10 protein-coding genes and 1 tRNA gene are annotated in these 14115 nt (G+C 59.7%); 10 read left to right on the top strand and 1 reads right to left on the bottom strand.

The annotated features are described in order from the left end of the window. The first annotated feature begins 123 nt into the window (after positions 1-123). From Q5H31_RS01455 to Q5H31_RS01415, 9 genes are all read left to right on the top strand, one after another. Positions 124-582: a holo-ACP synthase gene (locus Q5H31_RS01455; protein WP_042989878.1), complete on the top strand. Its 459-nt coding sequence runs from the start codon at positions 124-126 to the stop codon at positions 580-582. 85 nt (positions 583-667) lie between these two features. After that, a tRNA-Gly gene (locus Q5H31_RS01450) sits at positions 668-741 on the top strand. 149 nt (positions 742-890) lie between these two features. Then, positions 891-1568: a hypothetical protein gene (locus tag Q5H31_RS01445; RefSeq protein WP_033499328.1), complete on the top strand. Its 678-nt coding sequence runs from the start codon at positions 891-893 to the stop codon at positions 1566-1568. A gap of 155 nt (positions 1569-1723) precedes the next feature. Further along, positions 1724-1993 (top strand): 30S ribosomal protein S15, encoded by a 270-nt coding sequence (rpsO, locus tag Q5H31_RS01440; RefSeq protein ID WP_003807806.1) that lies wholly within the window; start codon positions 1724-1726, stop codon positions 1991-1993. A gap of 230 nt (positions 1994-2223) precedes the next feature. Next, positions 2224-4902, top strand: a complete 2679-nt coding sequence (locus Q5H31_RS01435) for a polyribonucleotide nucleotidyltransferase (protein WP_003807809.1) — start codon at positions 2224-2226, stop codon at positions 4900-4902. Positions 4903-5210: 308 nt separating this feature from the next. Beyond that, positions 5211-5771, top strand: coding sequence for a LemA family protein (locus tag Q5H31_RS01430; protein WP_021913114.1), 561 nt, complete (start codon positions 5211-5213; stop codon positions 5769-5771). Between the two features lie 137 nt (positions 5772-5908). Then, positions 5909-8131 carry a DUF2207 domain-containing protein gene (locus tag Q5H31_RS01425; RefSeq protein ID WP_039774745.1) on the top strand — a complete coding sequence of 741 codons (2223 nt, stop codon included), beginning with the start codon at positions 5909-5911 and terminating at the stop codon, positions 8129-8131. A gap of 61 nt (positions 8132-8192) precedes the next feature. Then, entirely contained in the window at positions 8193-10382 is a 2190-nt protein-coding gene (locus Q5H31_RS01420) for a DUF2207 domain-containing protein (RefSeq protein ID WP_302457404.1), read from the top strand. A gap of 228 nt (positions 10383-10610) precedes the next feature. Then, positions 10611-11474, top strand: a complete 864-nt coding sequence (locus Q5H31_RS01415; protein ID WP_003807821.1) for an aldo/keto reductase — start codon at positions 10611-10613, stop codon at positions 11472-11474. A gap of 102 nt (positions 11475-11576) precedes the next feature. On the opposite strand, the gene Q5H31_RS01410 is transcribed toward Q5H31_RS01415, so the two are convergent. Continuing rightward, positions 11577-12254, bottom strand: a complete 678-nt coding sequence (locus tag Q5H31_RS01410; RefSeq protein ID WP_039774748.1) for a LysE/ArgO family amino acid transporter — start codon at positions 12252-12254, stop codon at positions 11577-11579. A 274-nt stretch (positions 12255-12528) separates the two neighbouring features. Here Q5H31_RS01410 and Q5H31_RS01405 point away from each other — a divergent pair, with 274 nt between their 5' ends. Then, a complete protein-coding gene (locus Q5H31_RS01405) occupies positions 12529-14040 on the top strand; it encodes a PLP-dependent aminotransferase family protein (protein ID WP_042989891.1) in 1512 nt (503 codons plus the stop codon). The last annotated feature ends 75 nt before the right edge of the window (positions 14041-14115 follow it).

Below are 14115 nucleotides of genomic sequence, written 5' to 3'. Positions count from 1 at the left end.
AATGATGACGGCCTGATAAGAAAAGGGCGATACTTCTGCACAGATGTATCGCCCTTTTCCATATGACATGGTCGGGGCATTCCCGGGGTAACCCCGATTAATAATTCCTAGGAAGGCGGAGGAATGCTGGGTCTAGGGCATGACGTCGTTGACGTGCCTGCGTTCACCAAGCAGCTGAATGAGCCGGGGACGCGTATGCGCAATCTGTTCTCCATGCGCGAGATATGGCAGACGGCGCAACGGTCGCAACTCAAGCATGATGACGAGGCGGTGCACCTCGCCGCCCGCTGGGCAGGCAAGGAGGCGTTCCTGAAAGCGTGGTGCGCGGCCATTTCGCGGCATGCGAAAGACGGCGCCGAAGTCGCATATCCGTACACGCTCGACAACTTCCCATGGGTGCGCATCGAAATTCTCGACGATTCCCACGGCGTGCCGCGCGTCATACTGTCCTCCGAAGTGCAACGCAAGGTGCGGCAGTCGTTGGGCCTGCCGTTGGATCCGGTGCGCCAGTCGTACGATATCTCCATCTCCATAAGCCATGACGGGCCGATCGCCTCCGCCGTGGTCATGCTCGAAATCTGAAATGCCATTCCCGCTTGCAAAAGTTGGTGGGATGTGTATAATAGCTCGAGTCGTTTCGTGTCGGCTTCGGACGTAGCGGCAACACGCGGATGTAGCTCAATGGTAGAGCCTCAGTCTTCCAAACTGATTACGCGGGTTCGATTCCCGTCATCCGCTCCACAACAGCATCAGAGAAGAAGAAGGCGTGCCTCAAGGCACGCCTTTCGTATATCCGTATGCCCGGGCATACGATTGCCCGGGTATGCTGGAACGGGCCGCGGCGTGCGGCGGCGCAATCGCAAGATATCGCAATATATACGGAGCGGAACATGGGTCAGAAGGAACGCAACAAGGCAACGGAAGTCGTGGATGGCGTGGTCGAGACCGTCGACGTCTCCAAGCACCCGACGGCGTCCATCGAACCGTCGGATCTGTCCTTGGCCGACATCGAACGCCGCAAATCGCATCCGGTCCGCTGGATTCTGTTCATGGCATTGGTGCTGCTGGCCATGATCGCGCCGTACTGGTGGGGACGCGACATCGCGGTGCGGGACGCCTCATGGATGGTGGCGAACCTGAATTTCCTCGATCCCAAAGGCGTGGCGCTGATTTCATGGACGGTGACCATCGTGGCGCTCACCGGACTCGGACTGATGGTCGCGGACGCGAAGAAATGGCTGTGGGGGACCATTTTCGTGATCGGCCTTGCCGCGGAGCAATTCGTCGCCGGTATGTGCCTGCTGAGCTTCAACTTCTGGAACGCCACCTACGTGATGTACGGTGAGGCAGCCGGACTGGCGAACGCCGCGAATCTCGGCATCATCGCCGCCGGTTTCGGTGTCGCGGTCTACGCGGTGCTCTGGGTGGGCCTGCTGGTGTGCATCAAGAAGGAATCGAAGCTCAACGTCCTCACGCGCAGCTGGGCCTCGTTCCTATTGTTCTTCGCAATCGAGCTCGTCGCGCTTGCCGTGGTGTTGTTCGGAGGCCTGCTCGCGTCCATGGCGTGACGTGAAGAACGGCCGTCGGCGGGGGACCGGAAATATCGGCCGGCGATTTTGGTCCGGACGTCGTGTAAGATGTTCCCTTGGCGTGTTTCGCCCGCGGATAGAGAGCGCGTCGGTATTGGGCCGGCAGCACCGCGCAGCAATATAAGGAGGATGCCGTGGCACTTACGGCTGAGGAAAAGCAGGAAATCATCAAGACTTACGCTACCCACGAGGGTGACACCGGCTCCCCGGAGGTCCAGGTTGCTCTGCTGACCAAGCGCATCGCTGATCTGACCGAGCACCTCAAGGAGCACAAGCACGATCACCACTCCCGTCGTGGTCTGCTGCTGATGGTCGGCGACCGTCGTCGTATGCTTGATTACCTCAAGCGCGTTGACATCAACCGTTACCGCTCCCTGATCGAGCGTCTGGGTCTGCGCCGATAACATTCTTCCGCCCGAGCGTCACATGGCGCCCGGGCGTTTTTTGCATGACAGCCGAGTTCAAGGAACAGACAGTTTGAAGGCCCGAGGTTTGGGGCGCACGAGGTCTAGAATCTAGAGATGAGGAAGCGGCGGAGGTAACGCCGCGTCACGCATGTAGGAATCGGTTGGAGTCCGCTGAAGAGGACTGCCGATAGTAGGTACACAAGAAAAGAAAACAAAGGAGGAACCCTATGGAGGGTCCCGAAATCAAGGCTGTTGAAGCCGTAATCGATAATGGTTCATTCGGCAAGCGCACGCTGCGCTTCGAGACCGGTCGTCTCGCCCAGCAGGCGGATGGTGCCGTCGCCGCCTATCTTGACGATGATTCGATGATTCTGTCCACGACCACCGCCGGTTCCAGCCCGAAGGAGAACTACGACTTCTTCCCGCTGACAGTGGACGTGGAAGAGAAGATGTACGCAGCCGGCAAGATCCCGGGCTCGTTCTTCCGCCGCGAAGGCCGTCCGAGCTCCGAAGCCATCCTGGCCTGCCGCATCATCGACCGTCCGCTGCGTCCGCTGTTCCCGCACACCCTGCGCAACGAAGTGCAGGTCGTCGAAACCGTGCTCGCCGTCAACCCGGATGACGCATACGACGTTGTCGCACTGAACGCCGCCTCCGCCTCCACCATGATCTCCGGCCTGCCGTTCGAAGGCCCGGTCTCCGGCGTGCGTCTGGCCCTGATCGACGGCCAGTGGGTCGCCTTCCCGCGCTGGAGCGAGCGCGAACGCGCCGTGTTCGAAATCGTGGTCGCCGGCCGCGTTGTCGAGAACGGCGACGTCGCCATCGCCATGATCGAAGCCGGTGCCGGCAAGAACGCATGGCACCTCATCTACGACGAAGGCCAGACCAAGCCGGACGAGGAAGTCGTCGCCGGTGGTCTCGAAGCCGCCAAGCCGTTCATCAAGGTGATCTGCGAGGCCCAGGCCGAGCTCAAGAAGATCGCCGCGAAGGAAACCAAGGAATTCCAGCTCTTCCCGGAGTACACCGAGGATCTGTACAACCGCATCGACGAGATCGCCCACGCCGACCTCGACGAAGCCCTGTCCATCGCCGAAAAGCTGCCGCGCCAGGACCGCATCCACGAGATCAAGGAAGGCGTCAAGGCCACCCTCGCCGGCGAGTTCACCGACATGGAAGACGCCGAGAAGGACAAGGAAATCGGCAACGCGTTCAAGGAGCTGCAGCGCCAGATCGTGCGCCGCCGCATCCTGACCCAGGACTACCGCATCGACGGCCGTGGCCTGCGTGACATCCGCACCCTGTCCGCCGAAGTGGACATCGTGCCGCGCGTGCATGGTTCCGCGCTGTTCCAGCGTGGCGAAACCCAGATCCTGGGCGTCACCACCCTGAACATGCTCAAGATGGAGCAGCAGATCGACGCGCTGTCCGGCCCGCAGTCCAAGCGCTACATGCACAACTACGAAATGCCGCCGTACTCCACCGGTGAGACCGGCCGCGTCGGCTCCCCGAAGCGCCGCGAGATCGGCCATGGCGCCCTCGCCGAGAAGGCCCTCGTGCCGGTGCTGCCGAGCCGTGAGGAGTTCCCGTACGCCATCCGTCAGGTCTCCGAGGCAATCGGCTCCAACGGTTCCACCTCCATGGGTTCCGTCTGCGCCTCCACGCTGTCCCTGCTCGCCGCTGGCGTTCCGCTGAAGGCTCCGGTCGCAGGCATCGCCATGGGCCTCGTGTCCGGCGACGTCGACGGCCAGCACATCTACAAAACGCTCACCGACATCCTCGGCGCCGAAGACGCCTTCGGCGACATGGACTTCAAGGTGGCCGGCACCTCCGAATTCATCACCGCCCTGCAGCTCGACACCAAGCTCGACGGCATTCCGGCCGACATCCTGGCGTCCGCTCTGCAGCAGGCCAAGGAAGCCCGCACCACCATCCTCGAAGTCATCAACGAGTGCATCGACGGCCCGGCCGAGATGAGCCCGTACGCGCCGCGCATCATCACCACCACCGTTCCGGTGGACAAGATCGGCGAGGTCATCGGACCGAAGGGCAAGATGATCAACCAGATCCAGGAAGACACCGGCGCCGAAATCGCCATCGAGGATGACGGCACCGTGTACATCTCCTCCGAAGGCGGCGAGGCCGCCGAGAAGGCCAAGGAGATCATCGACCAGATCGCCAACCCGCACGTGCCGGAAGCCGGCGAGACCTACAACGGCAAGGTCGTGAAGACCACCTCCTTCGGCGCCTTCGTGAACCTGACCCCGGGCACCGACGGTCTGCTGCACATCTCCCAGATCCGCAACCTCGCCAACGGCGAGCGCATCGACGCCGTCGAAGACGTGCTCAAGGAAGGCGACACCGTTGAGGTGGTCGTGCAGGGTGTTGACGATCGCGGCAAGATCTCGCTGGCCATCCCGGGCTTCGAGGATCAGGAATCCTCCGCTCCGCGTCGTGACCGTGGCGATCGCGATGACCGCCGTGGCGGCCGTGGCCGTCGTGACGACCGCCGTCGTTCCGACGATCGCGATGATCGCGATTACGACGATCGTCCGCGTCGCCGTCGTTCCGACCGCGATGACGATCGTGATTATGATGATCGTCCGCGTCGCCGTCGTTCCGACCGTGACGATCGCGACTACGATCGTGACGACCGCCGTTCGTCCCGTTCCGATCGCGATGATCGTGATTATGATGATCGTCCGCGTCGCCGTCGTTCCGATCGCGATGACCGTGACTACGATCGCGATGACCGCCGTTCCGACCGTCGCCGTGGTAGCCGTCGTGACGACCGCAACCCGCGTTACGCCGCCGACGAGAACTACGACGAGTACCGTGCCGATCGCGAAGAGCGCTCCGAGCGTCCGCGTCGCCGCGTGCGCCGCGACTTTGATCCGTTCGAAGACTGACGTCTTCTCACGGATCCTTCGCAGCGAAGCTGCTCACTTCACCTACGAGAAGCCCACTGGGCTTCTCGCTTGACGGCTCAGCATTCGAAGATTGACGTTTTCTCACGGATCCTTCGCAGCGAAGCCGATAGGTAATCTAACGAAAAACCCACTCCGTAAGGGGTGGGTTTTTCGTACGTTCGACATGCTGTGCGAATATTGGCATCAATCGATTTACGGGTGCATGGAAAAACCGACAATACAACGAAATGTGTAGCCCTCATGCGAAAATTAGACAAATAAACAAGCAAAGAAGCAAGGATTTTCACATGATATTCGGCATTATTGCACTCATTGTCATCGTCCTGATAGTGCTGTGGGGAGTGTCCGCCTACAACGGTCTGGTCACATTGCGCAATCGCGTCAAAAACGGCTGGGCGCAGATCGACGTGCAGCTCAAGCAGCGCGCCGACCTCATCCCGAATCTCGTGGAGACCGTCAAGGGGTACGCTGCCCATGAATCGCAGGTGTTCACACAGGTGACCCAGGCCCGCGCCAGCGCACTCCAGGCGGCGCAGTCCGGTGATGTGGCACAGCGCATCCAAGCCGAAAACCAGCTGAGCCGCGCGATCATGAACCTCCAGGCCGTGGCCGAAGCGTATCCGCAGCTGCAGGCCAACCAGAACTTCTTGGACCTGCAGGCCCAGCTCAAGGCGCTCGAGGAGAAAATCGCCTACGCCCGCCAGTTCTATAACGATGTGGTGCAGAAATACAACACCAAGATCGAGGTCGTGCCGACCAACATCATCGCCGGACTGTTCCACTTCGAGCAGGCGGCGTACTTCCAGGTCGACGAAGCGGACCGTCAGGCTCCGCAGGTCAAGTTCTGAGCGTTTCCATACACAGCATTTCCATACAAAAGAAGGGGAGCGCTGACGGGGTGGATACTTCGCCGGTACTCCCTTTTTGTCTATACGGTATGTCGGCTTCTCGCGGACTGCCTGCATAGAGGGTCAAGAGAGAACTTATGAATATCAGACGTGCGCTGATCGGTATGCTGTCTGCGGTGGTCGCGGCCGCGCTGCTGTTGGGCGTCACTTTTCTGGATGTGAATTTGACGTCCGACGTCGAACCAGATTTGAGCTATCGTACGCTCGATTACGATGTTATGGTGCTTAAGAATGGCGACCTCAAAGTCACGCAGCATATTGATATGAAGCTGAATGACCGTGGCTTTGATTGGAAACAGATGTACCAGCAGTACACGCTAAAAGCCAATAATCTGACGAATATCAGTGATATCAGCGTGAAGGATGTCACCAACAACGAAACGTACATCCAAGGTAGATTTGTGAATCCCAATGATGTCACCGATTGGAACGCTGAACACGCAGGTCAGTGGTATATCGCGGATGTCAGCGTACTCAGAGATCCCCAACCGTTCAATCCTGAAACAGATGGTTTGAAAGCTGACTCCTCATCCGATAAGACTTTGGAAATCGGCTGGAACATTCCGGAAACTGCGTCCGCTGACAGCCTCAAATTCGATGTGTCCATGACCATGCATGGCGTAAGCACCGCCTATGACGACGTCGTCTCTTTCCAATGGGAGCCATTCGGCACGACAAACCAGATTCCGATTGGCAAGGTGACCGGCAAGGTCACGTTCCCAGACGGCGTCACCAAGAAGAATTCTTGGGCATGGTTGCATACCAAGAACACGTCCACCGCGAAACGCGGCAAGAACGGGTCGCTGCTCTTCTCGGTCGATGACGTGCGTGCAGGCGACTATCTGGACGTCGTGGCCATGTTCGATGTCTCGAAATCGCAAGGTGTGGAACGCAAGATAAGCGGCAACCACAAGCAAGAGCTCATCGATAGCGAAACTCAGAAAGAGGAGGAATGGCGCGATAAACAGCATGATCAAGCGGTCAAGCGAGTGACCGGTTGGGCTGTCTCGGCCCTGATCGGCCTGGCGTTCATTATGGGATCGCTGTACCTCGGTATCACCAGCTTCCGTAAGTCGCAATACAAAGGCGATGTCGAATATTACCGCGATTTGCCCTACATGAGTCCGGCCGCCGCGGCACGGATGAATGATGTCATGAGCGCGTCATCTTCGATTCTCGGTTCAGGCAAAATAAAAAAAGGCGACAAACTAGTCAATCGGCAAATGTCCTCCACTGTGATGTCGCTCGCGTCAAAAGGGGCAATCGCCATCTATCCCGGACCGGCGAAACTGTATGACGGCATCGACCTGACCACGACCAACGCGGCATCAGTGGCGGGCAGGCTCGGCTCCGACGCCGCAACCGCACGCAAGATGAAGAAGACCAGCACCATCGTCATCATGCCGGTGGCGCGCAATGACATCGGTTCGCTGCTGCTGAGCTCATCCGAACATGCGGCGCTTGACATCCTGCTCAAAGCGTCTTCACGGTTGAGGGATACGCAGGTATTCGATCTCAAACAGATGAACAAGGCGTTCAAACACTACAAAAAGGGCTACAAGTTGCTACAGGATTTCGATACCGCCTGCTCCACGGAATTCGACAATCTGCGCGCCGTTGATTCATCGAGGGGATTCCTGAATAATCTGGTCGGCATTCTTGGTCTTGTTTTCGCGTTCTATAAGGGCGTGCAGTACGCGGAGAGAGGTGAGATCGCAGTGACGATGAGCATCTGTGTGCCTGTCGTGCTGGCCTGCGCATTCGCGTTGGTGTATGGCAAATATCATGCATTGACCGACAATGGTCAGAAATATGGTGGCCAAGTGGCTGGGCTGAAGCGCTATCTGCTTGATTTCAGTGATTTCAGTGACCGTGGCGTGCTTGATATGACATTGTGGGGCCGATATATGGTGTATGCCACCGCATTCGGCATTTCCGACAAGGTGATGGCGCAGCTGACCAAAGCATATCCGGAAGTGGCCGATCCTCAGTGGCTGGATGAGCATGCCGCTTCGTCGTACATGTACATGCCGTTGCATTCCAGCAGCGTTATGGGCGCGTCCACTGGCGCTGCGGTGGGTGCAAGTGTTGCCGCCGCGTCGGTGTTCAGTGCGAATTATGGCGATTTCGGCGCGCAGCTCAGCTCCAGTTTCGCCGACGTGCGCAACACGATTTCCATGGCGGCACCGTCCTCCGGTGGCTCGGGTTTCGGTGGCGGTGGTTCCGGCGGTTCCTTCTCCGGTGGCGGTTTCGACGGCGGTGGCGGTGGTTCCGGCGGCGGTTCGTTCGGAGGACGCTGACATGTGCGATACGCATATACGAGTGGCACACGGTATACGCAGGAAGAAAGGGTGATGGTATATGGATGCGAAACGTGTCCGTGGAGGACTGCTCGCGGCGGGTGCCGCATTTGTTGCGGTGCTCGTTGTAGCGCTCCTGCTGTTCTTCGTCTCCGGCGACGAAGCCGATCTAAGCTACCGTTCCGTCGATTTTGACGCGCAGCTGCAAAGCAACGGCGACATCCGTTTCACGGAACATCTGGATTACCAGTTGAAGGAGCGCGAGAATGATGACGGCGACACGAAACCGTGGAAGCAACTGTATCTGACGTTCAAACTGCGCAACCAGGATCTGACGAACATCACCGACATCTCCGTGACGAACGCGTCCACCGGCGAGCAATACACGCAGATTGCGCCGCAGTTGCCGAGCGATGTATCCGACAGTGAATGGGAATCGGAATATGCCGGACATTGGTATATCGCCGACACCACAATCGGCTCCAACTATCCGGAACCATTCGACTCTGCCACCGGCGGGCTTGACCCCAACGGTTCGGACAATGACAAACAAATCGAAATCGGCTGGAACATTCCCGCCACCGTCAAACAGAGCAGTCTCAAATTCGACGTGACCATGACGTTTCATAACATGGGCACGCAGCATAGTGACGTGACGAATCTCATGTGGGAGATGTTCCCCGAAGACAACCAGGTGCCGGCTGGCAAAGTCACCGGCACCGTGCGCTTCCCCAAAGGCATAGGTTCCGACGATTCGTGGGCATGGCTGCACACTGAGGCCACATCTCAAACGTCTCGCGACACGGACGGCACGTTGCATTTCACCGTCAGTGACCTGCGCACGAACCAGTACGTCGACCTCGTCGCCGCATTCGACAATGCCGGGGCAAGTGGCGTCGAACGTGTGCGTTCCGGCGACTATCTGGACGAATTGAAATCCACGGAAGCAAACAAGGAGCAGCAATGGCGTGACGGCCAGCGGCACAAAGCCCAGCTTACGGTCGCAGGTTGGCTGGTATGTCTGATTTTGGGCGGACTGTGCTGCGTACTGGCGATTCGTGGCGTGGTCTCTTCGAACCGTGAAGCCACCTACCACGGCGGCATCGAATACTGGCGTGAGTCGCCGCAAGTCAGCCCAGCCAGCGCCGCGCATCTGATCGATGTGGTGGACGATTCCAAGGGTGAACAGTCCTCGCGTGCCATGACGGCGACGGTGCTGGCATTGGTGGTCAAGAAAGCGCTCGCCGTATATCCGGGACCTGCCGACATGTATCGTGGCATCGACCTGAGCAGGGCGAACGCGGCCGATATGGCGCGCATGATTTCCTCCGATCCATCCCGTGCCTCTGCCGCGTCAAGTACTAGTACGTTGGTGATTCTGCCTCAGGCGCTATCCCATCGGGAAACCCTTGGTCTGAGTCGCTCCGAGGAAGCCTGCCTGCAACTGCTGATTCGTATTTCCGCACGCGTGGGTTCGCCGGTATTCGACTTTAACCAGATGAAGGAGGCTTGCTCCAGCTGGGAGAACGGCTATCAGGAGATGAACCATTTCACCAATGCCTGCGATATTGAATTCCTGCAATTGAACGCGGTCAGGGATGTCAGCGGACGTTGGATAGCGCCCACCATCTTCGCCATGGTCTTTGGCGTGATTGGAATGCTGGTCAATATTGGAAGCAATATCGCGGTGGCGTTGTGCTTCGGCGGCGCGTTCGCATGCGTCGGCACGTTCTGTTTAGCTACCGGACGCAAGGAAGGCCTCACCGAATCCGGACAGACCTATGCCGGAGAATGCTTGGGACTCAAACGGTATATGGAGGATTTCTCCAATTTCTCCGACCGTGGTGCGCTCGATTTGGTGATGTGGAACTGGTATATGGTCTATGCGGCCGCCTTCGGCATTTCCGACAAGGTGGCAAGGGAATTCGCCAAGGCGTACCCCGAAGTCAACGATCCGCAATGGCTTGACGCGTATGGGTACGATTCCCTCGGCTATTGGACGTATCGCTCCCACGCGTGGAATGGTATGTCCACTATGGGAGGCATGTCGACCGGTGCGTTTGGCGGATCGCAGTTCATGGGCGGCATTGGCGATATCGGTTCGCAGCTGAGTTCCGGTTTCGATTCGGTCAGTTCCACGATTTCCGCTGCGGCTCCATCGTCATCCGGTGGATCTGGCGGTTCCTTCTCCGGCGGCGGCTTCGGCGGCGGTGGCGGAGGCGGCGGCGGTGGAGGCGGCGGTGGCCGCTGATCCACGACATGCCGCCCGCCGTCGGACAACGTGACGCCCTATGACATTGCGATTGTCGGCATTGTGTTTGCCCACGCCCGGTCCGGCTTGAAAAGCCTACCTTTCGCCCATGGCGATTGGTAGGCTTTTCCATTGGCAGAACCTGAACGAGATGCCGTCCGACTTGGTTCCGACCCGGCTCCAACCGGCTCGCGCCTGCCGGAAGACACCACTTTCGAAGGAGAAGACATGACGTTGTTCCGTAATCTCGGACCGTTCCACACCACCGCCATCGGCCACGGCGAAATGCCGCTGACCATCGAAAACAACCGCGGCCACGACGTCGGCATCGAAACCCTGCACGCCTCGCTTGACGCCGGCTGCCGCCACATCGACACCGCATGGGCCTACTACACGCCGGGCGAAGAGGAGCAGACCGGCGAAAAGCTGGTCCGCGAAGCGCTGGACACATGGAAGGGGCCGCGTGAGGAAGTCACCGTGGCCACCAAGGTCGGTCTGCGCCGCGCGTGGGATGGCGACAAGCCGATCTGGCCGCGTGACGGCAAGCCGGAACACCTCATCGAATACGGCAAGCAGTCCGCGCAGGCGCTCGGCGTCGACTCGATCGACCTGCTCTACCTGCATCGCCACGATCCGGAAGTGCCGTACAACGAGTCCTGCGAAGGTATCAAGGCGCTGCTCGACCAGGGCGTGGCCCAGTGGGCGGGCGTGTCCAACGTGAGCATCGAACAGCTCAAAATCGCACAGGAGATTCTCGGCGACAAGCTCGTTGCCGTGCAGAACCAGTATTCGCCGATCCATCTGGAAACCCAGGACACGTTGGAATACTGCGCGAAGGAAGGTCTCGCCTTCGTGTGCTGGAGTCCGCTCGGCGGCTACCGCCACCCGTACGACGAGCATCTGTTCGACCCGTTCCGCGAAGTGGCCGCCAAGCATGGCGTGAGCTACCAGCGCGTGGTGCTGGCTTGGGAGCTGGCCAAGGGCGACCACATGTTCGTGATTCCGGGCGCACACCGTCCCGAAACCATCCTCGACTCCCTGAAGGCCGACGAGCTCGAACTCACTGACGAGGAGCTCGCCTTCCTCGGCTGAAAAAGCACTGCCCGTCCGCATTTTGTTAACCCAACCACTCAGCTCGGGTAGCAAAACACGGACGGGCATACGTTTTTGCGGAACCGGACGGCCATCGCGGGATTACAGCACGGCCATCGCGAAATCAATCAGCAGTTTGACGCCGTACAGCACCACCACCGCGCCACACACGCGGTTCATCGCGGTGACGATTCGCGGGCTGAACCTGTGGCTGAACAGCGACACCAGCAGGGTGATGCCGAAGAACCACAGTGCCGACGCGGTTTCCACGCCGGTGATGAACGGCGTGGACTGACCGACGGTAAGCGTCGCGCTGAACGCGCCGAGCATCAGCGTGCCGTCGATGATGGCCTGCGGATTGCACCACGTCACCACGCCGGCGGTGACGATGGTGTGCAGCAGCTCGCTGTCGCCGCCGAATTTCGAAGTGACGCGTTGCGCAAAGCCCTGCGATTGCGAGGTCCGCGACTGCGGCGTTTGCGCGGCGCCATCATCGCCACCCTTGCCGGGAAACAGCAGACCCGCGCCGATACGGATGACCACCAAGCCGCCGATCGCCAGAATGGCCAGCTTCAGCCATGCGTAATCCTGCATCAGCCTGCCGATGCCGAAAAAGCAGGACAGCGACAGCGATGCGTCGAAAAACAGCACGATCAGCGCGGTCAGCAGCGCACGGCGGCGCGGCTTGGTCAGCGCCGAATCGATGACGAACAGATTCTGCATACCAATCGGCGCGACATACGCCAATCCCAACGTCAGCCCTTGGAAAAAGAATCCCATACTCGCCTCTTATCCATCCAAACATATTTGGTTGGTTGTAATCAACCCAGCCAAAACCAACCAAATTGCTCATTTTGTAATCGCAGGAAAAACCTCTATTCTGCGAAAAACAACGTAACCAGTGTCATATTGTATAGGTGTTGCTACAATAGGCAACCAGCCAAAAGCTGAGGTTTGGCTCAGCCAATCGCAGGACAGTCCACTGTCAGAAAGCAGATGCGCCGACCGCGGAAAACGCCGAACCATACCGACACCACCAATGTGAAGGAGCGTCATGGCACGCATCGCGCCGCTGAACATCGATTGGAAACCGGACCGTACCACCGGCGAACCCGTCACCGAACAAATCGTCGGGTACATGTGCGAACAGGTGCACAGCGGCAACTGGCCGATTGGCTCGCGTCTGCCGTCGCAACGCGCGCTCGCCGAATGGTTCGGCGTGAACCGGTCCACCGTCATCGCGGCCATCAACGAGCTGTCCGACTACGGCATCGTCGAAGGGCAGCATGGAGCGGGCACGCGAATCGTCAGCAACACGTGGTCGCTGATGCTGCCGGGCGCGCCCGACTGGGCCGATTACGTGGATTCCGGCTTCTTCAAAGCCAACAACGACACCATCCAAGCCATCAACCGGTACGAGTTCACGCCGAACATGACGCGCATCGGCACCGGCGAGCTCGACCCGCGGCTCTTTCCGAAAGCCATGTGGCGGCAGGTGCTCGGCGAGGCGGCGGACGAGATCGAAACGCTCGGCTACCCGCCGCCCGAAGGCCTGCCCGAACTGCGCGAGGCCATCGCGGCGCACATGCGCGCCACCGGCGTCGACTGCACGGCAAGCCAGGTGCTGGTCACATCCGGCGCGTTGCAGGCGCTGCAGATGATTTCGGTGAGCCTGCTGCCGGCCGGCACCACCGTATACGCGGAATCGCCGAGCTACATCAAGTCGCTGCAGGTGTTCCAGTCGGCCGGCATGCATCTGGAAGGCGTGCCGATGGACGACGACGGCCTCAACGTGCAGGCATTGCGCGGCCTGCTGGCGGAAGGGGAGCTTGACGCCGGCCGTCCGGCGCCGCTCAACGCGCGCAACCGCAAAGGCAATGCGATCCTGTACACGATTCCGACCAATCACAATCCGACAGGCGTCACCATGAGCGATAAACGCCGGCATGAACTGGTCGAGCTTTCCGTGGACAGCCGACTGCCGATCATCGAGGACGGCGCCTACCGCGACCTGTATTTCGAGGATGATGCCCCGCTGCCGTCGCTGAAGGCCCTCGATGAGACCGGCATGGTCATCACGCTCGGCAGCGCGTCCAAATCGCTGGCTCCCGGACTGCGCATCGGATGGCTGGTCGCCGCCGAACCGATCGTGCAGCGGCTCGCCGACGTGAAAATGCAGATGGACTACGGTGCGAGCGTGCTGAGCCAGTGGACGTTCGCGCGATTCCTCACGAACGGCATGTACGACGAATACGTGGCCGGCCTGAAACGGGAGCTGCGGCACCGCCGCGACCGCGCGCTCGTTACGCTGCAGGAGAAAATGGACGGGCTCGCCCACTGGAACGTGCCGTCCGGCGGCTTCTACATTTGGATGACCTTCGACCGGCCGATACGCATGAACCGCCTGTTCCAGCTGGCCGCCGAACGTGGCGTGCTGCTCAACCCCGGCGACATCTACGATTTCGCCGCCGACAACTCCCTGCGCCTGAGCTACTCCTACACCACGCCGGAAGAGTTCGCCGACGCCGTGGACGTACTCGCCGCCGTCGCACGCGAGCTGGCGTAGCCCGAGCTTGCGTAACGGCTGGACGGGCTTTGCCTGTCCCGTGAATCTACGACAATATCTGATGGTCTTTTACGA

Origin of the sequence: uncultured Bifidobacterium sp., assembly GCF_959020155.1 — a bacterium.
Lineage (GTDB): Bacteria > Actinomycetota > Actinomycetes > Actinomycetales > Bifidobacteriaceae > Bifidobacterium.
The sequence above is the reverse complement of the archived record's forward strand: the minus strand, read 5'-3'. Positions and strand labels throughout refer to the sequence as shown.

Coding starts and splice junctions, on each gene's coding strand:
- Q5H31_RS01445 (WP_033499328.1), top strand. CDS start 891: ATGGGTCAGAAGGAACGCAACAAGGCAACGGAAGTCGTGGATGGCGTG.
- Q5H31_RS01425 (WP_039774745.1), top strand. CDS start 5,909: ATGAATATCAGACGTGCGCTGATCGGTATGCTGTCTGCGGTGGTCGCG.
- Q5H31_RS01435 (WP_003807809.1), top strand. CDS start 2,224: ATGGAGGGTCCCGAAATCAAGGCTGTTGAAGCCGTAATCGATAATGGT.
- Q5H31_RS01410 (WP_039774748.1), bottom strand. CDS start 12,254: ATGGGATTCTTTTTCCAAGGGCTGACGTTGGGATTGGCGTATGTCGCG.
- Q5H31_RS01415 (WP_003807821.1), top strand. CDS start 10,611: ATGACGTTGTTCCGTAATCTCGGACCGTTCCACACCACCGCCATCGGC.
- Q5H31_RS01430 (WP_021913114.1), top strand. CDS start 5,211: ATGATATTCGGCATTATTGCACTCATTGTCATCGTCCTGATAGTGCTG.
- Q5H31_RS01405 (WP_042989891.1), top strand. CDS start 12,529: ATGGCACGCATCGCGCCGCTGAACATCGATTGGAAACCGGACCGTACC.
- Q5H31_RS01420 (WP_302457404.1), top strand. CDS start 8,193: ATGGATGCGAAACGTGTCCGTGGAGGACTGCTCGCGGCGGGTGCCGCA.
- Q5H31_RS01455 (WP_042989878.1), top strand. CDS start 124: ATGCTGGGTCTAGGGCATGACGTCGTTGACGTGCCTGCGTTCACCAAG.